18 protein-coding genes and 2 tRNA genes are annotated in these 21,751 nt (G+C 35.2%); 11 read left to right on the top strand and 9 right to left on the bottom strand.

The window, feature by feature from the left end:
* Positions 1-3: 3 nt before the first annotated feature.
* The 4 genes from H7F21_RS14125 (at position 4) to H7F21_RS14110 (ending at position 4,301) form a co-directional block, all read left to right on the top strand.
* Positions 4-936, top strand: a complete 933-nt coding sequence (locus H7F21_RS14125) for a PorP/SprF family type IX secretion system membrane protein (protein WP_185789944.1) — start codon at positions 4-6, stop codon at positions 934-936.
* A gap of 110 nt (positions 937-1,046) precedes the next feature.
* Complete coding sequence (locus tag H7F21_RS14120; RefSeq protein WP_185789943.1) at positions 1,047-1,631, top strand: nucleotidyltransferase family protein; 585 nt, start codon at positions 1,047-1,049, stop codon at positions 1,629-1,631.
* 38 nt (positions 1,632-1,669) lie between these two features.
* Entirely contained in the window at positions 1,670-2,131 is a 462-nt protein-coding gene (locus H7F21_RS14115) for a (2Fe-2S)-binding protein (RefSeq protein ID WP_185789942.1), read from the top strand.
* Between the two features lie 10 nt (positions 2,132-2,141).
* A complete protein-coding gene (locus tag H7F21_RS14110) occupies positions 2,142-4,301 on the top strand; it encodes a xanthine dehydrogenase family protein molybdopterin-binding subunit (protein WP_185789941.1) in 2,160 nt (719 codons plus the stop codon).
* 70 nt (positions 4,302-4,371) lie between these two features.
* Here H7F21_RS14110 and H7F21_RS14105 read toward each other — a convergent pair.
* Positions 4,372-4,456: transfer RNA gene (locus tag H7F21_RS14105), tRNA-Ser, on the bottom strand.
* A 164-nt stretch (positions 4,457-4,620) separates the two neighbouring features.
* Here H7F21_RS14105 and H7F21_RS14100 point away from each other — a divergent pair.
* The 3 genes from H7F21_RS14100 (at position 4,621) to H7F21_RS14090 (ending at position 7,730) form a co-directional block, all read left to right on the top strand.
* Positions 4,621-4,923: a hypothetical protein gene (locus H7F21_RS14100; protein WP_185789940.1), complete on the top strand. Its 303-nt coding sequence runs from the start codon at positions 4,621-4,623 to the stop codon at positions 4,921-4,923.
* A 68-nt stretch (positions 4,924-4,991) separates the two neighbouring features.
* Positions 4,992-6,023, top strand: a complete 1,032-nt coding sequence (locus H7F21_RS14095; RefSeq protein ID WP_185789939.1) for a M28 family metallopeptidase — start codon at positions 4,992-4,994, stop codon at positions 6,021-6,023.
* 126 nt (positions 6,024-6,149) lie between these two features.
* On the top strand, positions 6,150-7,730 hold the full coding sequence (locus H7F21_RS14090) for a M28 family metallopeptidase (RefSeq protein ID WP_185789938.1): 1,581 nt from the start codon (positions 6,150-6,152) through the stop codon (positions 7,728-7,730).
* A 56-nt stretch (positions 7,731-7,786) separates the two neighbouring features.
* On the opposite strand, the gene H7F21_RS14085 is transcribed toward H7F21_RS14090, so the two are convergent.
* Both H7F21_RS14085 and bshB1 read right to left on the bottom strand, forming a co-directional pair.
* Positions 7,787-7,862, bottom strand: a tRNA-His gene (locus tag H7F21_RS14085).
* 60 nt (positions 7,863-7,922) lie between these two features.
* The gene (gene bshB1, locus H7F21_RS14080) at positions 7,923-8,645 is read right to left on the bottom strand and encodes a bacillithiol biosynthesis deacetylase BshB1 (protein WP_185789937.1); all 723 of its coding nucleotides are present in this window, start codon (positions 8,643-8,645) and stop codon (positions 7,923-7,925) included.
* Between the two features lie 220 nt (positions 8,646-8,865).
* Between bshB1 and H7F21_RS14075 the strand changes: the two genes are divergently transcribed.
* The 3 genes from H7F21_RS14075 to H7F21_RS14065 are packed head-to-tail and all read left to right on the top strand — an operon-like array spanning position 8,866 to position 13,124.
* Positions 8,866-10,704, top strand: a complete 1,839-nt coding sequence (locus H7F21_RS14075) for an SLC13 family permease (protein ID WP_185789936.1) — start codon at positions 8,866-8,868, stop codon at positions 10,702-10,704.
* Positions 10,705-10,763: 59 nt separating this feature from the next.
* Positions 10,764-12,374: a phosphoenolpyruvate carboxykinase (ATP) gene (pckA, locus tag H7F21_RS14070; RefSeq protein ID WP_425509965.1), complete on the top strand. Its 1,611-nt coding sequence runs from the start codon at positions 10,764-10,766 to the stop codon at positions 12,372-12,374.
* A gap of 60 nt (positions 12,375-12,434) precedes the next feature.
* The gene (locus H7F21_RS14065; protein ID WP_185789934.1) at positions 12,435-13,124 is read left to right on the top strand and encodes a DUF2490 domain-containing protein; all 690 of its coding nucleotides are present in this window, start codon (positions 12,435-12,437) and stop codon (positions 13,122-13,124) included.
* On the opposite strand, the gene H7F21_RS14060 is transcribed toward H7F21_RS14065, so the two are convergent.
* Both H7F21_RS14060 and H7F21_RS14055 read right to left on the bottom strand, forming a co-directional pair.
* A complete protein-coding gene (locus tag H7F21_RS14060) occupies positions 13,105-14,250 on the bottom strand; it encodes a trans-sulfuration enzyme family protein (RefSeq protein WP_185789933.1) in 1,146 nt (381 codons plus the stop codon). The two genes, H7F21_RS14065 and H7F21_RS14060, sit on opposite strands and share 20 nt — an antisense overlap.
* Before the next feature lie 45 nt (positions 14,251-14,295).
* Positions 14,296-15,165, bottom strand: coding sequence for a Brp/Blh family beta-carotene 15,15'-dioxygenase (locus tag H7F21_RS14055; RefSeq protein ID WP_185789932.1), 870 nt, complete (start codon positions 15,163-15,165; stop codon positions 14,296-14,298).
* Positions 15,166-15,269: 104 nt separating this feature from the next.
* Between H7F21_RS14055 and H7F21_RS14050 the strand changes: the two genes are divergently transcribed.
* Positions 15,270-16,019, top strand: a complete 750-nt coding sequence (locus tag H7F21_RS14050; protein ID WP_185789931.1) for a bacteriorhodopsin-like — start codon at positions 15,270-15,272, stop codon at positions 16,017-16,019.
* Positions 16,020-16,111: 92 nt separating this feature from the next.
* On the opposite strand, the gene H7F21_RS14045 is transcribed toward H7F21_RS14050, so the two are convergent.
* The 4 genes from H7F21_RS14045 to H7F21_RS14030 form a co-directional block, all read right to left on the bottom strand.
* Positions 16,112-17,518 (bottom strand): MATE family efflux transporter, encoded by a 1,407-nt coding sequence (locus tag H7F21_RS14045; protein ID WP_185789930.1) that lies wholly within the window; start codon positions 17,516-17,518, stop codon positions 16,112-16,114.
* 132 nt (positions 17,519-17,650) lie between these two features.
* Positions 17,651-18,067, bottom strand: coding sequence for a hypothetical protein (locus tag H7F21_RS14040; protein WP_185789929.1), 417 nt, complete (start codon positions 18,065-18,067; stop codon positions 17,651-17,653).
* 181 nt (positions 18,068-18,248) lie between these two features.
* Positions 18,249-18,437, bottom strand: a complete 189-nt coding sequence (locus H7F21_RS14035; protein ID WP_185789928.1) for a hypothetical protein — start codon at positions 18,435-18,437, stop codon at positions 18,249-18,251.
* Between the two features lie 74 nt (positions 18,438-18,511).
* Entirely contained in the window at positions 18,512-21,703 is a 3,192-nt protein-coding gene (locus H7F21_RS14030; protein WP_185789927.1) for a cytochrome c biogenesis protein CcsA, read from the bottom strand.
* Positions 21,704-21,751 lie beyond the last annotated feature (48 nt).

The raw sequence follows: 21,751 nt of genomic DNA, 5'->3' as shown, positions 1-21,751 counted from the left end.
TAGATGAATTTAAGAAAAAAAATATCTGTTTTAGTAGCAATTATTGGATTCACACTACCAATATTAAATCCAGTTTTTGCCCAACAAACACCTTTGTTTGCTGAGTATAATTACAACCCGTTTATTATTAATCCTGCCTATGCTGGACTTACGCCAAACACAGAATTTTCCACAAGTAATTCAGGTTACTTTAGTCCATTTGAAGGAAGCCCAAGAAGCTTCGCTCTAAGTGGTCATGGTTCTTTTAATCAAAAAAAGATGGGTGTTGGAGCCGGAATAATAAATGATGAGATAGGTGTCACAAAGTCCACAAGTTTTTTTGCTGCTTACTCCTATAAAATTTATTTCGACTTTGATAGTGATCGTCCTTATTGGCAGAATTACATTCCTAATGTGCTATCATTTGGAGTTACGGCAGGTGTGCAACAATATCAGGATAACTTAACAGAACTTAATATTATTAATGATGACGTTTTTGCTGAAGATATAAATGCATCTGTGCCAACCATTGGTTTCGGTTTTTTATTTAATCATAATACGTTCTATGTTGGCCTTTCTTCACCTAATGTTATAGGTGATGCGCTTGTGTCTGACAAGAATATAAATATTGTAAATACCTATTATGGTTATTTTGGATACCGCTTTTTCAATAATAGATTTCAAGAATTAGTCATTAAACCAAATGTGTTAATAAAACATCAAAAAGGTGCTCCTTTACAAGCAGATTTTAACCTAGCTGTTAGCATCAGAAATAAATTTGAAGTCGGAGCTGGTTACCGAACTAGCAATTCTTACAATATACTGGCTGGCCTATATTTGTTTAATAATTTCAGAGTTGTTTATAACTATAACATCGCTACTAACAATTCGCCTTTAGGAAATACGCATGGTCTTATTTTAAGCTATCAGATAAAAAATGGGTACAATAATGATTAACTGTAGTTTTAGTTAGCCCAACTTTTATTTCAATTATTAAATTCATAATACAAATCTCATTAAACTTTTAATTATAATTTCGATAACTTTAGCATATTCAAAATGACTAAATGCATATCGCTATTCTTATCCTTGCAGCTGGTAGTTCATCACGAATGGGAGTTGCTAAACAATTATTACCTGTAGGTGATAAAACACTTCTTGGAATTAGCATTGAAAATGCCATCAACTCAAAAATCTCGGATATTTATTGTGTCCTGGGTGCTAATGCAGAGGTCATTCAAGCTAATCTAAACCATTACAATATTCAATTCATTATAAATTCTGAATACAAAACAGGCCTAAGCTCAAGTATTAAAAAAGGCATTAGGCATTTACAATCACGCCATTACGATGCCATTTTAATGATATTAGCCGATCAGCCCTTTGTTGATGCATTTATTTTAAATAAAATGATTAATCGTCATAAAAATCAGCCAAATAAAATAGTTGCTTCTAGTTATGGTGAAAACCTTGGTATTCCTGTTGTTATTCCAAAATTGTATTATTCAGAATTTCTAAAAATTAAAGGCGACAATGGTGCTAAATCATTTTTAAATAAAAACAAAAGTGAAATCATTAGGTTCAAAAATGAAAATTTACTTGACATTGATACCGAAGACGACTATGAAACTTACTTAAAATCAATTAATTGAAATAAAATCTTTAACTTTAGAGTAATAATATAACGACTATGGCAAGCTATAATTTAAAAGTTAACGGAAAGGAAAAGACGGTCAATATCGATGACGACACACCTCTACTGTGGGTACTCAGAGATGAACTTGATTTAGTTGGTACTAAATATGGATGCGGTATTGGACAGTGTGGTGCCTGTACAGTTCATGTTGATGGTGTTGCTATGCGGAGTTGCTCTGTGCCAGCATCTAGCTTAACAGATTCTGAAATCACCACTATTGAAGGCTTGTCAACAGAAAAATTGAGTCCAGTACAAGAAGCATGGAAAGAATTGGATGTGCCACAATGCGGTTATTGCCAAGCTGGACAGATCATGACGGCTACGTCATTTTTAAAGCAAAATCCGAATCCAGATAATCAAGATATACGAAATGCCATGCATGGCAACATATGCAGATGTGCTAGTTATAACAGAATTGAAAAAGCCGTGGCCTTAGCTGCAAAGAAAATGTCTTAATAAGTAACTTATGAAAAATCAAGATAAAATAACATTCAGTAGACGTAACTTCATTAGAACTTCTGCCCTCGCCAGTGGGGGATTACTTATAGGCTTTAATTTTTTTACGGCTTGTAAAGAAACGGCACAACCACCAGTGGATATTACAAAATTAAATTTCAATGATTTCAATGCCTTTATAAAGATTGCAGATAACGGTTATGTCACTATTTTTTCACCTAATCCAGAAATTGGACAAGGTGTAAAAACGTCCATGCCGATGATTATTGCTGAAGAATTAGACGTGCCATGGGAACACGTCTCTGTTGCACAAGGTATATTGGATACTAACAACTACACAAGGCAAGTAGCTGGAGGCAGCCAGTCTATTAGATTTGGTTGGGACGCTCTAAGACAGACTGGTGCAACATCAAAACAAATGCTAATTAATGCAGCAGCTGCTAAATGGAATGTGGATGCGTCAACATGCAACGCTTCTAATGGAATAATCAAAAACGCCAATGGCGATGAATTGGGTTATGGAGATGTGGTTAATGATGCCGCAAAACTTGAAATTCCTGAAAATATTACATTGAAGTCTCCCAAGGATTATAACATTATTGGTAAAGATGCCATAAACGTTGATATGGAACATATCATCACAGGAAAACCTCTTTTTGGTCTTGATTACAAAACTGAGGGCATGACATATGTTTCAGTAGCTAGACCACCAGCTTTTGGACAAAAAATAAATTCATATGATGCTACTGCTGCAAAATCTGTCAATGGCGTTTCTGAAGTCGTACAATTTGGTGATAAAATTGCTGTATTAGCCTCTAGTACTTGGGCCGCTATGAAAGGAAAAAAAGCCTTAAAAATAGATTGGGCAAAAGATAGTACCTTAGAAAATACATCAGACCACAATAAAGAACTCAATAAAATTTTAGACAGTAACTCCTTAGATGTCCGAAGAGAAGATGGTAATGTGAAAAAAGCATTTGCGCAAGCTGATAAATTAATAGAGCGCACCTACGAATCACCATTTTTACCTCATAATTGCATGGAGCCGATGAATTTTTATGCCAACGTTACAACAGACAAGGTTCATCTGGTCGGTCCCATTCAAACACCTGCTGGCACAGCACGACGTATAGCAAATCTCATTGATAGAAATGAAGAGGATATCCATCTCGAAATGACTAGAATGGGGGGAGGTTTTGGCAGACGCTTGTATGGCGATTTTGCTTTGGAAGCTGCAGAAATTTCAAATATTACAAAGCAACCCGTAAAAGTTGTCTTTTCACGTGAAGACGATATGGCGGCAGGTATTTACAGGCCAGCCATTAAATATCGCATCAAAGCTTCCATTAAGGATGGCAAGGTAACAGGATATCATTTAAAAGAAGCTGCCATAAACTCCAACATGTATGGTTTAATACCTAATTTCTTTCCCGCCGGAGCAATTGAAAATTATAAAGTTGAGACTGGAAACTATAGAAGTAATATTACTACTGGTGCTTGGCGCGCACCTTATACAAATTTCCTAGCATTTGCCGAACAGAGCTTTTTTGATGAATTGGCAGAAGAGTTAAATGTAGATGCCGTTCAACTTCGCTTGGATTTATTGAGCAATGTTGAAGATGGCAAAGACCCGAGTATAGAATATTCTGCTAAACGAATGATCGATACTATAAAACTTGCGGCTAAGAAAAGTAACTGGGGAAACAGTAGTAGTGGGATTTATCAAGGCTTTGCTGCATATTATAGTCATAATACCCATGTAGCCGAAGTTGTTGACATTAGTCTAGAAAATGGAAAACCAAAAGTTGAAAAAGTAACTGTTGCTGTAGACTGTGGTATTGTAGTTAATCCTACTGGAGCAAAAAACCAGATTGAAGGTGGTGTTATTGATGGTATTGGTCATGCTATGTATGGTGATTTTTCTTTTGAAAACGGAAAACCTCAGGATGTTAATTTTAATACCTATCGTCTTATTAGAATGAAAGAAACGCCAATCGTTGAAACCTATTTTGTAGAGAATGAATTATCTCCAACAGGACTTGGCGAACCAGGACTTCCACCTGCTGGTGGTGCCTTGGCTAATGCCATTAAAGCTGCTACAGGTCAGATTTTGACAAAACAACCTTTTATAAAAGAGTTAAATAGTCGGAAAACGGACTTGAGTGCTTAATTAATATAGGAAAAGTAGTTACGAATAATTAAATAAAAAAACCCACAACAAAGTTGTGGGCTTTCTTTTGCGGAGAAAGAGGGATTCGAACCCCCGGAGGTGTGACCCTCGCTGGTTTTCAAGACCAGTGCATTCGACCGCTCTGCCATTTCTCCTAAGCGGATGCAAATATAAAACCCTTTTTCTTGTAGCCAAAGGTTTTTTACTAAATTTTGAAATCTTATTATCTTTATTTCAAACAATATTAATATTCCATTGCCCATAATCTTATTTGGCATAATGTGTGTAATAATTACTCTGAACCTTTAATTTCAGAAATATGAAAAAAGCATTAATTATTTTAGGATTTCTATCTGCAATAATAGCCACAATATTTTCGACCACGCATTTATTTAAATTTGCAATCATCCCAATTGCTCTTGCATTTTTAGCTGGAGTAAGTGTGTTAGTTATAGGTAAAAATTCTAAAATAAAGACTATTCAATATATATTCCTGTTGGTCATTATTTCATTAAGTCTTACCATTTACAAAGGGATCTTTTCAACTACCGAAATAGGTAATAGCAGTCAACTCGAACAACAAGATGAAAGACACTCTGAAGATTCAGAAAAAATCTTATAAAATTTCATTCTTTCAGTAAGAAAATATTTCAATGATTTGCCTTATTTTTGCGCAAATCAAACAGTTACATGAAAGTACTTGTTGCCTCTGCACTCATCCTAGTTGGCTCATGCGCTACACTAAGACATAGCGAGAAAATTGACAACTTAAAGAATAGTATATCCTATAACGATGAGCCTGTCGTTAAAAAATACCTTGGTACCATTAACGAAGAGGAATTAAAGGCACATGTAGAGGAGATATCTTCAGACAAGTATAATGGTAGAATGACTGGGGAAGAGGGTCATAATGAGGTATGTAATTATATAAGAAGTTACTACAAAACAATTGGTATTAATGCCCCGGAGTCACATTCTGACTATTATCAAAAGGTTCCCAAGGACGCTCTACCAGAAAATCTGAACGAATCCCAAAATGTTATTGCCTACATCAAAGGTTCTGAATTTCCGAATGAATACATATACATTGCAGCGCACTCAGATCATGAAGGTATCATAGATGGTCAGATTTATCCAGGAGCAGATGACAATGGCTCTGGTACTGCCTCTGTTTTTGAAATGGCCGAAGCATTTTCTCAAGCTGCAAAGAATGGAAATGGACCAAAACGAAGTATTGTATTTTTACATGTCACTGCAGAAGAAGTTGGATTACATGGTTCTCGTTATTACACCAATAATCCTATTTTCCCTCTTGACAATACTATTGCAACTCTCAATATAGACATGATTGGTCGGGTTGATGATAGACATAAAGACAATGAAGATTATATTTATGTTATAGGTGCTGATCGAATGAGCACAGAATTACATTTTATAATACAAGAAGCAAATTCTAGTTTTACAGATTTAAGTTTGGATTATAAATATAATGACGATAGCGATCCTAATCGTTACTATTACAGATCAGATCATTATAATTTTGCGCTAAAAGATATCCCAGTAGTATTTTTTTTTAATGGTGAACACAAGGATTATACCAAACCCACCGATACCGCAGATAAAATCAACTACCCTTTATTGGTGAAACGCACAAAATTGATTTTTGCAACGGCATGGTACCTGGCTAATTCACCTAAAAGTCTTAGTCCTATTATTCTCTAGTGTTAAAGTTTGTTAAAAGAAATTTAGCACAAACCTATGCCGAATACGGTTTTCGTAATTTTATATCCTAATTAATTAAAAGTCCTTAATATCTGACTTTAACAACGAATGTCAAATTTTATTATAATGAAAAAATTATTATTGATTTTTAGTATTGCTACCCTAGTTATTAACTGCGGTTCATCCTCTAAAAGTAATTCTTCTTCAGTACAACTAAATGAAGCTAAAGTAGTTGATCCCACCGAATACGCTTCAACCATAACCTCAGCAGAGCTAAAGGAAATGCTTTACAAATATGCCTCTGACGAATTTGAAGGAAGAGAAACTGGAGAGAAGGGGCAAAAAATGGCGGTTGAGTACTTAAAAGCCCAATACCAAGCTATGGACATACCTACTCCATTAGATGATAATGATTATTTTCAGGAAGTCCCGTTGGAAAAACAAAGTGTTTCTGAGGCTAAAATTTCAATTAATGGACAAAGTTTTAAAAGTTATGAAGATCACATAGTCTTACGAAGCTCTGGCAATATGGACATTTCAACTGATGAAATTGTTTATGTTGGTTATGGTATCGATGCAGACAATTATTCAGATTATAAAGACATTAATGTAAAAGATAAAATCGTTCTAGCTAAAGTAGGTGAGCCTAAGGATGCAGATGGTAATTATGTGACTTCTGGAACTATGGAAGATACCAAATGGACTAATGGGCGTCAATCTTTATCCAGTAAAAGGGATGCTGCTAAAGATAATGGTGCTAAAGGATTGATTTATATGGACAATAATCTTTTCGCGAGATATGCGCCTTATTTTCAAAGACAGGCCATGGCAGGAGGCTCTGGCAGACTATCTTTAAAGAGTAATACACCTGAATTAACCATGTTAATGGTTAATGACACTTTAGGTAAAGCATTATTCGCTGCTATCTTAGAAGATGAGAAACCAAAAGTTATTAGAACGGACATAAAATTATCCATTGAGAACAAATCTGAAGTTATTGGTTCCGAGAACGTCGTAGCTTATATAGAAGGATCTGTAAAACCAGATGAAATTATAGTGATTTCAGCACATTTAGATCATGAAGGTATTAAAGATGGTCAAGTCTATAATGGTGCAGACGATGATGGTTCTGGTACAATTGCAATCCTAGAAATTGCCGAAGCTTTCAAAATGGCAGAGAAAGCTGGGCATGGACCAAAACGGTCTGTCTTGTTTCTTCATGTTACAGGTGAAGAGAAAGGACTTTTAGGTTCTAGACACTATACAGACAACGATCCTATTTTTCCTTTAGAGAACACGGTAGCTAATTTAAACATAGACATGATTGGACGAACAGACCCTAAACGTAAAGAGGGCGACAGAAACTATGTATATCTAATTGGTAGTGATAAATTGAGTACAGAGTTGCACAACCTATCTGAAGAGGTAAATTCTAAATATTGTAACGTAGAACTAGACTATACTTATAATGATGAAAATGATCCAAATCGCTTTTATTACAGGTCCGACCATTACAATTTTGCTAAAAATAATATTCCAGTAATTTTCTATTTTAATGGTACACATGATGATTATCACAGACCGAGTGATACAGCAGATAAAATTGAATACGATTTATTAGAAAATAGAACACGATTAGTATTCCATACCGCTTGGGAACTGGCTAATAGATCAGAACGCATAGTGGTTGATAAAGCGACTGAATAGACATCCTTCTTATTGATATACAAAAAAGCCTTTCATTTCTGAAAGGCTTACTTTTTGGGTGGAAGACCGGGCTCGAACCGGCGACTTTCGGTACCACAAACCGACGCTCTAACCAACTGAGCTACAACCACCATTTTAATTAGGACTGCAAATGTAAATTATTTGCGTTTTTCTACAAAACGTTTTCTTTACTTATTTTAAATCAAACAAAGAATCGACAGCTGGATAACGTTCAACAGTAAAACCCTCTCCATGTTCTGCTCCCATGAGCCTACCTAGGTTTCGAGCTCTATATTCAATGCTATCTGTAAAGTTTTTACTGGATATTGGTGTTTGCGGTTCATTACTGTTGGGATCATAAAACTGTGTTTTGTACGCTAGCACAGATTCCATCTTTTTAGCCATAAATCCAGAAACATCAACAATGATATCTGGTTCTAAATCGTTCCATTGTATATAATGGTATATCGTCTTTGGTCGCCATGGTTCTTGAATGGAGGTTTCATCATTGTGCACGGTCTCTATTTTTCTTAATCCACTTAAAAAACATGCATCACTGACCAATTGACTTCCTTTACCATGATCGATATGTCTATCTTCAATAGCATTACACAAAACAATTTCTGGTTTGTAATACCTTATCATCTTTATCAGTTCTAATTGATGTTTTCTATCATTGACAAAGAAACCATCTGCAAATCTCATATTAATCCGACTATGCACACCTAAAATTTTAGCCGAATTGAAGGACTCTTCATCACGGGTTTCGGCAGTTCCTCTTGTTCCTAATTCTCCACGTGTTAAATCTATAATTCCAACTTTTTTACCACTGGCTACTTCTTTTGCGATGGTTGCTCCACATCCTAATTCCACATCATCTGGATGTGCTCCAATGGCTAAAATGTCTAATTTCATAAGATTTGTATTTTTCTCTAATGTCAAAAATATTAAAAAGAAGGTAGATTCTCGCTTTCTTTTTATTTCGCAAACGTTATCGTCTATTTTATATCCAAACTTCTTTAAAATTTAATAGTCAAAATTGAAAAATTTGTAATTCCATAAAAGCATGACATTCGTCATAATAATTGCCTTCTATAGCCTGTAACTTTACACTATAATTACAGAGCATACTATTATGAATCTAATGCTGGCAATCCTAATCATTACAATAGTTCTTTTTATTTGGGGCAAATTTACACCAGACATTATTGCTCTGATTTCAATGTTAAGTCTTTTTCTATTTGGAATCTTAGATTTAACGGAAACACTAAGCGGTTTCAGCAATCCTACCGTGATTATGATTGCCGCTTTATTTATTATAGGAGAAGGACTGTCACAAACGGGTTGGACAGCTTTAGCAGGTCAGAAATTCATTAAAATGGCAGGCAAAAGCACATCTAAACTCTTATTAATAACAACATTAGGCTCTGGTATACTGTCTGGGGTTGTTAGTAATACTGGTACTGTTGCCACATTAATGCCAGTAACCATATCTTCAGCATGGAGCATTGGAACTTTACCATCTAAACTCTTAATGCCTGTGGCTTTTGGATCTAATACTGGTGGATTATTAACACTAACAGGAACGCCTCCAAACATTATAGTTAATAATACCATGTTAAACAGTGGCTTAGAAGGGTTTTCTTTCTTTGAGTTCGCATTAATAGGTTTACCACTTCTTCTTATTGCACTAATATATTTTAGATTTGTAGGTTATCGACTACTTCCAAGTAACAAAACCAATAACAAACCTGTTGATATAAGTACAACACTACATAAATGGATTGAAGCCTATAAAGTAGATGATGATTATTATAGACTCAGAGTACGTTCGGTTTCTCCCTTATTACGCACAAAAATTGGAGATTGGAATTTTGAGAATGAACATAATGTATCTATTCTAAGAATTAAAAGAAGACATCCTAGTCTAATAAAAGGAAATGAACCATTTATAGAGTTTCCAACAAATTCTACAGAGTTCCTTTATCACGACATTATTACTGTCAAAGGGCATACAGAAGCCATAAATGCATTAATGATCAAATTTAGATTAGGTCTATTACCATTAGAACCAATTGCAGATGAGTTAAGAAATAACCTTATTAATCAAGAGGTTGGTATGACTGAAGTCTTAGTAACTCCAAAATCTGTTTTAGTAGGTAGAAAAATTAGGCTTGGAAACTTCTTTAAACGTTTTGGCGTACAATTAATGGCTGCATCACGTAATAATAAACCTTTAGTTGAGAGAGATATAAGAGTGAAAGCAGGTGACGCGTTCTTGGTCAGAGGTATTTGGAGTGATATTGAACAATTAAAAGAGCATCATGAAAACTTGGTTATATGCGGCAGTCCAGAAGGTATGGCAAAAACGGTAACCAACCTTACCCATAAGTCTTATATAGCAGTATTTGCTTTAGTTCTAATGATCCTTTTACTGGTTTTTAAAATAGTACCAGGTGCCATTGCAGCTTTAATCGCTGCTGGTATTGTTCTAATAACGGGTTGTGTTCCAATTACAAAGGCTTACAAGGGTATTAGTTGGATTAGTGTTGTAATGATTGCGGCAATGATACCTATGGGACTGGCACTTCAAAAAACAGGAACCGCAAAACTTATAGCAAATGGCCTTGTGGATTCACTGGGAAGTCTACATCCAATTGTACTTCTAGGAGGCGTTTTTCTTCTAACCACAACGTTTAGTCAAGTCATTAATAATTCTGCAACAGCAGTATTAATGGCACCAATTGTAATAATAGCAGCCAATACACTAAGTCTGTCTGCAGCACCTTTTATGATTGCTGTTGCCATAAGCGCTTCAACCGCTTTTTTAACACCAGTTGGCACCACCACAAACGCTATGGTAATGACTGCTGGCGGTTATAGGTTTATAGATTATGTCAGAGTAGGTGCTCCTTTACTCCTACTCTTTCTAGTAACAACATTAGTATTAGTGCCATTGATATGGCCATTTTAAAATCGAAAGTCGAATTATAATAGTATTAAATCATGGAAACATTATTAAAAAAGCCAATTATGAAAACTAGAGACCTTACAAAGTACGGATTGAAAGACACCAATGCACATTGGAACTTATCTCCAGAAAAATTACAAGCCATTACCGTAGAAAAAGGAATGGGAAAAGAAACCAACAATGGCACCTTAGCCATTAACACAGGTAAATTTACAGGACGTTCTCCTCAAGATCGTTTTTTAGTAAAAGACGATTATACCAAAGATCGTGTTTGGTGGGGAAAAACAAATAAAGGAATTTCTCCTGAGAATTTTGATTTCTTGCAAACGGAAATTGAAAACTATCTAAGTGGAAAAGAAATCTACGTAAGAGATGGTTACGTTTGTGCTGATCCTGCATACAAAATGAATGTAAGAACTATTACCGAATATCCTTGGTCTAATATGTTTATTTATAACATGTTCTTAAGACCCGACGAATCGGAATTAGAGAATTTCGAAGAAGAGTGGTTAGTACTGTGCGCACCAGGTTATGAGTGCCCAAATCCTAAAAATCATGGACTAAGACAAGGCAACTTTTCAATTTTAAACTTCACTAAAAAAGTTGCACTAGTTGGTGGCTCTGCTTATACAGGTGAAATGAAGAAAGGTATTTTCTCTGCATTAAACATGATCTTACCCGTAGATAAAAACGTTTTGCCAATGCACTGTTCTGCCAATGTAGGTGAAGAAGGTGATACCGCTATATTCTTTGGGCTTTCTGGTACAGGAAAGACCACATTATCTGCAGATCCAGATCGTAAATTGATTGGTGACGATGAGCATGGTTGGACAGCTGAAAATAGAATCTTTAATTTTGAAGGTGGTTGTTACGCAAAAGTCATTGACCTAACTGAAGAAAAAGAGCCAGACATCTATAGAGCAATTAAGCCTGGTGCTATACTAGAGAATGTAGTCTTTAAGGATAATGGCGAGGTAGATTATATGGATAGTAGTATTACACAAAACACACGTGTAAGTTACCCTATTTATCACATTGATAACATACAAGAATCATCTTACGCAGATAATCCTAAGAATATTTTCTTCTTGACCTGTGACGCTTTTGGTGTATTACCTCCAGTATCTAAGTTAACACCTGGACAAGCTGCTTATCACTTTATTTCAGGTTATACAGCTAAAGTAGCAGGTACAGAAGCAGGTATTACAGAGCCCGTACCATCATTCTCTGCATGTTTTGGAGAGCCATTTATGCCATTACACCCAACTAAATACGCCGAAATGCTAAGCAAAAAAATGCAAGAAGCAGGTGTTAATGTTTGGTTACTAAACACAGGCTGGAGTGGCGGTCCTTATGGTGTTGGTTCTCGTATAAAACTAAAATACACCAGAGCAATGATTACTGCTATCCTTAGGGGAGATTTAGACAATGTAGATTATGAACAACATCCAATATTTGGACTAAACATGCCAAAATACATTCCTAATGTTCCAACTGAAATATTAGACCCAATGAATACTTGGTTACAAAAAGGAGGTTATATAAGCAAGGCTATTCAGTTAGCACACTCTTTCCACTTGAATTTTGAAAAATTTGCAAGTGAAGCTTCTGACCAAATCATAGGAGGCGGTCCTTTAATTGATGAGCATCATCATTTAGGTGACCATGTTTAATAATTCCATGACTGAAAAGAGCCCAGAAATGGGCTCTTTTCTAATTCAAATAGTTTTAAAGTGAAGCGATTTTTACTCTTATTTGCCCTACTTACCTTTCAAATCTTATGTTCTCAAAACCACTCCGAAGATGCCTTGGGCTCTTGGTATACTTATGGGAGTAATCATCGTTTGAGTGAGAGATTCAGTATTACACCTTATGGGGAATTGCGGTTTTACGAAGCGTCTTCAAACTATAATCTGGTGTTTGCATCATTGCGTGGCAGCTACCATTTAGATTCAAAATCCTCTGTAGGCTTAGGCTATGCCTATTTAGATATTGATACTGTTTTCGAATTTGATAATATGCCCAATATTCATGAACATAGAATTTTTGAACAATATGTCTACAAGCAAAATGTTGGGAAAGTTAGACTTCAACATCGTGGACGATTGGAACAACGTTTTTTAGACTTTAATGACAGAAACGAACTGCAAAACAGATTTAGATATAGACTAAGTCTTAAATATGATTTAAATAAAACATTCTTTGTATTAGTATCCGATGAACCTTTTGTAAACTTTCAAAATCAGGTTTTTCATGAAAACAGATTCTATTCAGGTATAGGAATCAATGTCTTAAAAAATTCTCAAATTCAACTTGGTTATTTAAGTCAGCATATTAGAAAAAATCGACTTAATCGAATACAAATCGGTATTAATTTTCAAACCAATTACAGAAAATCGAAAACTACGTTAACGCAGCTATAGCGTGATTAAAATCGCGTTTAATATCCTTAATATCTTCAATGCCAACTGAAAAACGAATCAATTGGTCACTTATACCAATAGCATCCCTTTCTTCTTGAGAGAGCAAAGCATGAGATGTTAGATGAGGTGAAATTACTGTGCTTTCTATACCAGCCAAACTCATAGAAGACTTTATCAATTGTAGTTGTTTCTGAAATTGATAGGAATCCAGATCCTCAGTCAATTCAAAAGACAACATAGCTCCAAACCCTTTCATTTGGGATTTAGCCAGTTTATATTCAGGATGGGACTTTAAACCTGGATAATAGACTTTAGAAACCTTAGGATGTTTATTCAACCATTTTGCAAGTCTCATGGCATTTTTTGTTTGTGCCTTTACTCTTAGTCCTAATGTTTTCATGCTACGCTCCAACATCCAAACGGTCATGTCGCTTAAACTTCCACCAAGATTCTTTCCTACGTTCCAAATGCGCTCTATATGTTCGGCATTACTCGCAACCGCTCCTGCACAAATGTCACTATGACCACCGAAATACTTGGTTGCCGAATGCATCACCATATCAATTCCAAAATCTATAGGATTCTGATTTACGGGAGACGCGAATGTGTTATCCATGGATGTCAATATGTCTTTAGATTTTCCAAGTTTAGCAATAGCTTCAATATCGGTAATAGTCATTAATGGATTTGATGGCGTTTCGATATGAATCAATTTTGTATTTGGTTGAATAGCATTTTCGAAATCTTCAACCCTGTAGCCATTAGTAAAAGTATACTCAATACCATATTTCGGAAATTCCTCTTTAATAAAATTAACTGTTCCTCCATACAATGTATTCTGAACGACCAAATGATCTCCTTGTTGCAAAAAAGCCAAGAACATAGTACTTATCGCCGCCATACCTGAACCAAATATCATAGCGGCTTCCGTATGCTCTAAGGCCGCAATCTTTTTAGACAAATACTCTTGATTTGGTGTGTTAAAGTAGCGTGGATAGCGCTTTACATCGACATCTAGAAACTCATATGAAGAACTAAGATACATAGGAGAAACTGCTCCTTTAAATTGTTCATCTTTTAGTTCACCAACATGCGTACAAACTGTGTTTAGTCCTAATTTTTTCATAGGTTAAAAATAGGAATTTGTCATCTAAAATGGGAGCATTAGCAATCAATTCTTATTTAAAAAATACATAACAACAACATGAGGAATTGTGATGGCTGCCAAGAAAGCAAAAAATATCGTAACAAATTGTATCTCGAAATAGCTGGTAGTGTAGTATAATATATATAACCCGGCTATGGAGATCAACCAATAGACAAATGACGATTTAATGTACTGAATTACGTTTAGCTTATTGGATTTACCATAAAGTGCTCCGATCTGATCAACCAAACTAGGAATGGAATGCCAAACTATAAAGTAGATAGCAAAGGCCCATAATAATGCTGCCATTTTAAAAAGTATCGCAAACAAGAGGATTAGAAACAATTCCTGAAAATAATTAAAGCTAGATTTAAAGTTTCTAATACTATGTATAAAAAATACCAAAGTTAAAATCGCTCCTGCGATCATAAACCAGAGAAAATAATTTTCATTTAAAGTATGACCAATCAGCTCGTTGATAATTATCGAGGTATTTTCTGAGTTAAAATAAAAAAGTAAACCAAATATTAAAACACCATAGCCAAAAAACAACAACCTGCTAAATGTATTCTGGGATTGAACTTGATTATGAAAATGTTGCTCACCAAAATGGTAACAACTCACTATTATAAAAAAGAAAAGTGCTAAGGATGGAAATGATACAAAAGCAACTATAGTAGCTAATATTACAACAACATATAATAAAAGATACTTTTTTAATGACCCAGTATTTCGAGTTAGAACCTTAATGAGTGAAATATCATTTGAACCATGGATAATCCCGACCGTTAATATAAAAAAGTAAGATAAATACTCCTCATGGGATGCATCTATTTGTATTGTTAACCAAAACAGAAAAACAGTTAATATGAGATTAAAAGTTGGGAAATTCATAATACAAAGTTAGTAATATTAAATTTTGTTTAATTTTTTTATGAAAATTTTAAACATTTTATGTTTAACAATTTTTAAATTTGCTTAAACAAAAAATAATTAACATGAAATTACTAACCGTTTTATTAGCAGATGTAGGCAAAATGGCTACAGATGACTATGTCGGCTTTACATTCTTTGTAGGATGTATGGCCATGATGGCCGCTTCGGCATTTTTCTTTTTATCAATGAATTCTTTTGATAGAAAATGGAGAACCTCAATCCTGGTTTCAGGATTAATCACTTTTATTGCAGCTGTTCACTATTGGTATATGAGAGATTACTGGGCCGCATTTTCGGAATCACCAACTTTCTTCAGATATGTCGATTGGATTCTTACAGTGCCATTGATGTGTGTTGAGTTCTATTTAATTCTCAAAGTGGCAGGTGCTAAAAAGTCTTTAATGTGGAAACTCATTTTCTTTTCAGTAATAATGCTAGTTACAGGCTATTTCGGAGAAGCTGTATACAGAGATCAAGCTTGGCTTTGGGGTTTAATTTCTGGTATTGCATACTTTATCATTGTTTACATGATCTGGTTCGGAGAAGCCAAAAAATTAGCAGAACAAGCAGGAGGAGCTGTATTAAGTGCTCACAAAACATTATGCTGGTTTGTCTTGGTAGGATGGGCAATATATCCATTGGGCTATATGGCAGGTACACCTGGTTGGTATGATGGTTTAGCGGGATTAGGCCTAAATATGGATGTTATTTACAATATCGGTGATGCTGTAAACAAAATTGGCTTTGGTCTAGTGATATATGGTCTAGCTGTTGCTGCTTCATCTTTAAAAACTGCACCAGAAGAAGCTTAACTATAAGAGTTATTAGTTAATAAGTTTTTGCGCTGTTTGGAAAGTTCCAGGCAGCGCAAATTCTTTTTTATATAAGGAAATACTCTTAGCCATTAGACTTCAGTAGCTTTCCAAAAACCTTTCTTAAACCACAAAACACCAATGATGGTGATTAATACTTCAGCCAAAGTTATTGCTGTAAAAACACCAATTGGTCCAAAGTCAAACGTGAGTGCCATTAAATAGGCAAAAGGAAGTTGAAATAGCCAAAAACAAACAAAGTTTATCCATGTAGGTGTTTTAGTATCTCCCGCACCATTGAAAGCATTGATGATGACCATACCGTAACCATAGAAGACATAGCCTGCGGCAATGATTCTTAAACATAACGCACCGTTTGAAATAACCTCAGCTTCTTGTGTAAACCAAGAAATAATTTCTGGAGCAAATATCAGGTAGATTATAGATACCAATCCCATAAAAATGGCACTATACTTTCCTGTTTTCCATACAGAATCTTCTGCACGTTGTGGTTTTTTCGCACCTAAATTCTGACCAACTAATGTTGCCGCTGCATTACTCATTCCCCAAGCTGGCATTAACGTAAACATCATTACACGAATGGCGATGGTATAACCTGCCAATACTTCACTTCCAAACTCACTCATGATGCGCATTAAAAACACCCAAGATGATGTCCCAATTAAAAATTGTCCAATACCTCCAAGGGATACCTTAATGAGATTTAGCATGACGGCGACTCGAAGCACTAAATCTTTAAATCGTACCTTTATCTTACTCCAGCCATAAAACAACACTAATAATTGAAAGATAACTGCCGTTCCTCTGCCAATTGTAGTTGCAATAGCCGCACCTTCGACACCATAGGCAGGAATAGGTCCAAAACCAAAAATAAACATAGGGTCTAAAATAATATTAAGACCATTAGATAATACTAAAGCCCACATAGCAATTGAAGCATCACCTGCTCCTCTAAATATAGCATTGATTAAGAACAGTAACATAATAGTTACATTTCCGCCTAAGAGTACCTGAGTATAACCATAGCCTTCTGCAACTAGCTCTGGCTCACCTCCCATTAATTGTAAAATCTCTTTTGGGTAGAAAATTCCTATTGCGCTAATTGCTGCAGCAACTAAAACGCCCAAACCTATAACCTGTACTGCGGCTTGGGAAGCCCCTTCTCGGTCCTGTTCTCCAATACGTCTAGCCACGATTGCAGTCGCTGCCATACTAAGACCAATGGCTACGGCATAAACAAGTGTAATTACAGATTCGGTAAGACCTATGGTTGCCACGGCATTTACGCTAACTCTAGATACATAAAAAATATCTACAATAGCAAAAATCGATTCCATGAGCATCTCCAAAATCATAGGAATAGATAACATAAAAACCGCTCTACGAATACTTCCTGATGTAAAATCTTGTTCCTTGCCAGAAATCGCGATTTTTAAATATTTGAAAAACTGTCGGATTGAAATTTTGTTGGATTGCATAACTTAAAAAATTGAATATAAAATGATGCCAAGTAGAATATACCTGACGATTGACATCACAAGAAGAAGTGATAATTTTTTCCGAGATAGGTTTATTATGCAATCATAATGATACAAATATGCACATTATTTTTAAAAATAAAGAAAATTAATAAGTGTAATTGCGAATAGGACTGTCCACAATATGGTCCGTATCCAATTTTTTAGAACTAATATAGAACAGACATTTTCTATTGGTTTATTAGCATCAATAGTTCGATGCAATGGCACAAAAACCAGAAACGTTATAAACCATAGTGAAGCAATTATTATTATACTGGTAATGGTATACCAATTCTGACTTTGCCATAATTGCACGATTCCTAAAATCAACTGACTGAACATTAATGGTAAGACTATGAATGTTACTCGTGTTGTATAACTCTTATGCCAAAAATGTAGATCAGTCCTAGAGTAATATCCGAAACTTGGATATATTACTAACTGCACGGCCCAAATTAGAACCACAAAACCTGCGTCAATAATTAAACGTGCTAAATCTAAAGTCATACTAACATATTTTCTTACTGCTCAAGCCAATAGTAATAGAGTGCGTAATATCCGAAGAACCTTAATTAAGACAAGCGTTACGTCTTAATCATTCTTTCCAGCTCTATTGTAAGCTCGAATCATGAGAATAGCCCATAGCGCCACGAGAAACGCAACTATGATTGAAAACCAAAATACAATATCATTTGCCTCCATGATCTACAAGTTTTAAGTAAATCATGACACCGAGAAGTGTTGGTGCCCATAGCCCAATAAATAAACCATGCATTTGATCTCCAGTTAGAAATAAGTATTCAGCAACAATAATTATAACTGCGCAGAGAATAAGCATAAACAAACTTGCAGTTCCTAATTTTTTGAAGTAATCCATTTGAGGTTAGTTGATTAAAAACTTCAAGTTATAAAAAATTATTAAGTAAAATGAGCTCTATTAGAAATTAGGCCTTATTTATAATAAGTCTTATATTTCCTAAATGCCAAGAACGCCAATATTGCAATGACGGCTAATGTAATCGCTATAAACTGAAAACTCAGTATCTGATCGCCACTAGCATAAGAATGTAGACCGGCTAAATAGAAATTAACACCAAAATAAGTCATCATTATACTCGCAAAAGCTATTATAGATATAAAATTAAATAACCAACGCCCTCTTAAACCTGGTATCAATCGCATGTGAATAACAAATGCATAAACCATAATACTTATCAAGGCCCAAGTTTCCTTTGGATCCCAGCCCCAATATCGTCCCCAACTTTCGTTGGCCCACATACCACCTAAAAAGTTCCCAATAGTTAGCATAACTAACCCAACAGTAAGGGCCAATTCATTGATTACGGTGAGTTCTTTAATATTGATATCCATACGCTTCTTATTGTTCTTATTCGTAAGAATCATAAGCAATAGAGCAACCACACCTAAAATCATTCCGATAGCAAAAGGTCCGTAACTGGCAACAATAACGGATACATGGATCATTAACCAATAGCCTTGTAAAACAGGTTCCAGATTTCCTATTGCAGGATCCAACCAACTCCAATGTGCCACCATTAATATCATGGAACAAACAAATGCTGAAGCCGCAACTGTAAGATTACTTTTTCTTCCCAACAGTAATCCGAATAGCATTACAGACCAAGCCACATAAATCATCGATTCATATGTATTACTCCAAGGTGCATGACCAGATAAATACCAACGTAACGCCAACCCTCCTATATGTAGTAAGAACAATACTACTAGGATACCTATTAGTATATTAATTATTATTTTAAGCCATTTACTTTTATATTTAAAAATCTGAACTATTAAAAGAACAAACAACGAACCACCAGCAAGTAAATACCACAGAAATAATCGATTAAAAATATCGTAATCGTTATAGAGAATTTCAGCATTTATCTCTTCATCAGATAACATAACCGCACTACCAAATTTCTCTTGTGTTTTTTTTATACCTGATAGTAAGTTTTCAGCTTTAGAATAATCTCCGGTTTGTTTGGCATTATTTAAGGTCACCAAATACGCAGTAAAACCATTATTAATAAAGTTGCCGTATAGTGTATCCTTTATTTTTTCTCTATAACCTTCATCCCTAAATTCCATAGAAGAAATCCATGTATTATTGTCATCATTAGGAACAGGAAAAATTTTAATATTCCGCCCTTCAATAGCATCAGATAAAAGACTAAGACGATTATAGGTTTCTTTTATTTGCATTTGATATCCATTAGGCACCTGCGCTTTAAAGGATTCTTCAATATAAGGGCCAAGCTTATTACGCCCATCTTCGGTAAAAAAATCAAGCAAGCTCGCATGCTTTACAGACTTATCAACCCCAATTATAGTTCTGATAGAATCAGCTTTTTTCGGCTTTAAGTATATGATTGGCACATTGTACCATAGCATAGGACTTTCTTGGATGGATAAAAATATCTGATTGGCGTCAAACTCTTCATAAACGTTACTCTTGCTGATTTTTCGTAACATCTCAGAGGCGTAAGTATGCATTGGCATCATACGACCGCTATAATCTTGGATTACCATTTTAGAAAATACAGCGGCATGTTCCTTGGGTGTAATATACACTCTAAGAATAGAATCTATTTGCTCCTTTCCTGGTCTTTTCGAATGATTATGACCATCACCTTCAGAATGTTCTTGCCCAAATCCTGAGAAACTTAGTAGCAAAACAATCATAGTCATCAGTTTTGCTTTCTTTATTTTGAGTTTATTGAGACGCTTTCTTAAATCATCAAAACGAGTATGCTTTGCAAATAGAATCGCCATCAAACCAAAATACAATAACAAGTAACCAGCATATGTAATGTAAGTTCCCCACATATCATGATTTACAGAAAGGACTGTCCCTTTTTCATCAGGATCAAAACTGGCCTGGAAAAAACGATAGCCTCTGTGATCTAAAATATGATTCATGTAAATATGATAATCAAAATCACCTTGCTCCTTATCTACGACAGTGACCTTACTTTCGTATGATGAGTAGGCTTTTTCAGTACCAGGATATTTTTCAGCAATGAAATCATTAAGCTTGACCTCAAACGGTAACTGCTCCAAGCGAGAACCATAACGCAATGCGATTTCCAAACCTCCAACTTCGATTTCCTGAATACGATTATAAGTCCCAGGACCACCTATAAGATTAATACTAGTGGTTTGTCCACTTGCTGTAACATCCAAAACAATTCCACTTTCATCCCCCTTAAGAATCGTAGGTTTCTTCACAATATCAAAAACGCCTTTTATGACAGGTTTTGGAAATACCAACTGCATATTTCCAATTATATAGCGCGAACGCAGTGCTAAGGGCTGAAGACTATCCTTGACCAATTTGCCTCTAGTACCAGTGGCCATAGTCATAAATTCACCTTCGTATGGCGATTTAATAAAGAGGCCGTCTTTAGTATCATAAATGTTTATAGCGCCATCCTGTTCTTTATTCAAGGAGATGAGAACATTATGTAAGTTAGAGACTTGACCTTCCTTTAGAAAATGATTGTGAGGTTGTCCATCACCAGCTTCAACAATTTTTAAAAAACGCTCACCATTGTCGTTAGGCACAATATCCTTTTCTGCACCTTTAATGAATTTTTTAAGCTTAAAACTGATGTCCTTATCACCATATTGATAAGTTTTCTCAAAATCATTATCTAGTCGAGGCGAGAAATCTACCTCTTCCATTATATTTCTTTGCTGTAACTGGCCATTAATCTCATAAGCTCCTAAAATTCGACCGCTGATATAGGTTTTTTGAGAACGAAATTGGCTTTCAGTGTCACCCTCTCTAATTCTCATCATACCTTCATAACCTATGTACCTTGTTACTCCTGCACCTACAATAATCAATATCCAAGCTAAATGTAAAATTAGTGTTGACCACTTTTCTTTTCGCCAAAGCCTATAACGACCAATATTACCAATAAAGTTTATAACAAACATGACCATAATAGTCTCGAACCACCACGCATTATAAATCAATGTTCTTGTATAAGGTGTTGGAGAGGTTTCCATGTTTCTGTCTAATAATGTTCCTGTTGCCATGGCGACAGCAAAAACAATAAATAAAACAGCAGTAAGTCTAGTGGAAAATAGGAAATTAGCGATTTTCTTTTGCATAGCTACAAGGCTTATTTTAAGCTCGTGCAAAGATATGGCTTTTTGGTG

The organism is Winogradskyella flava (assembly GCF_014243395.1).
GTDB classification, from domain to species: Bacteria; Bacteroidota; Bacteroidia; order Flavobacteriales; family Flavobacteriaceae; genus Winogradskyella; species Winogradskyella flava.
Note: the sequence above shows the minus strand (reverse complement) of the source record. Positions and strands in the feature narration are given on the sequence as shown.

Excerpts from the sequence above, each read along its gene's own strand:
- H7F21_RS14125 (WP_185789944.1), top strand. The coding sequence starts at position 4 with ATGAATTTAAGAAAAAAAATATCTGTTTTAGTAGCAATTATTGGATTC.
- H7F21_RS14120 (WP_185789943.1), top strand. The coding sequence starts at position 1,047 with ATGCATATCGCTATTCTTATCCTTGCAGCTGGTAGTTCATCACGAATG.
- H7F21_RS14115 (WP_185789942.1), top strand. The coding sequence starts at position 1,670 with ATGGCAAGCTATAATTTAAAAGTTAACGGAAAGGAAAAGACGGTCAAT.
- H7F21_RS14110 (WP_185789941.1), top strand. The coding sequence starts at position 2,142 with ATGAAAAATCAAGATAAAATAACATTCAGTAGACGTAACTTCATTAGA.
- H7F21_RS14100 (WP_185789940.1), top strand. The coding sequence starts at position 4,621 with ATGAAAAAAGCATTAATTATTTTAGGATTTCTATCTGCAATAATAGCC.
- H7F21_RS14095 (WP_185789939.1), top strand. The coding sequence starts at position 4,992 with ATGAAAGTACTTGTTGCCTCTGCACTCATCCTAGTTGGCTCATGCGCT.
- H7F21_RS14090 (WP_185789938.1), top strand. The coding sequence starts at position 6,150 with ATGAAAAAATTATTATTGATTTTTAGTATTGCTACCCTAGTTATTAAC.
- bshB1 (WP_185789937.1), bottom strand. The coding sequence starts at position 8,645 with ATGAAATTAGACATTTTAGCCATTGGAGCACATCCAGATGATGTGGAA.
- H7F21_RS14075 (WP_185789936.1), top strand. The coding sequence starts at position 8,866 with ATGAATCTAATGCTGGCAATCCTAATCATTACAATAGTTCTTTTTATT.
- pckA (WP_425509965.1), top strand. The coding sequence starts at position 10,764 with ATGAAAACTAGAGACCTTACAAAGTACGGATTGAAAGACACCAATGCA.
- H7F21_RS14060 (WP_185789933.1), bottom strand. The coding sequence starts at position 14,250 with ATGAAAAAATTAGGACTAAACACAGTTTGTACGCATGTTGGTGAACTA.
- H7F21_RS14055 (WP_185789932.1), bottom strand. The coding sequence starts at position 15,165 with ATGAATTTCCCAACTTTTAATCTCATATTAACTGTTTTTCTGTTTTGG.
- H7F21_RS14050 (WP_185789931.1), top strand. The coding sequence starts at position 15,270 with ATGAAATTACTAACCGTTTTATTAGCAGATGTAGGCAAAATGGCTACA.
- H7F21_RS14045 (WP_185789930.1), bottom strand. The coding sequence starts at position 17,518 with ATGCAATCCAACAAAATTTCAATCCGACAGTTTTTCAAATATTTAAAA.
- H7F21_RS14040 (WP_185789929.1), bottom strand. The coding sequence starts at position 18,067 with ATGACTTTAGATTTAGCACGTTTAATTATTGACGCAGGTTTTGTGGTT.
- H7F21_RS14035 (WP_185789928.1), bottom strand. The coding sequence starts at position 18,437 with ATGGATTACTTCAAAAAATTAGGAACTGCAAGTTTGTTTATGCTTATT.
- H7F21_RS14030 (WP_185789927.1), bottom strand. The coding sequence starts at position 21,703 with ATGCAAAAGAAAATCGCTAATTTCCTATTTTCCACTAGACTTACTGCT.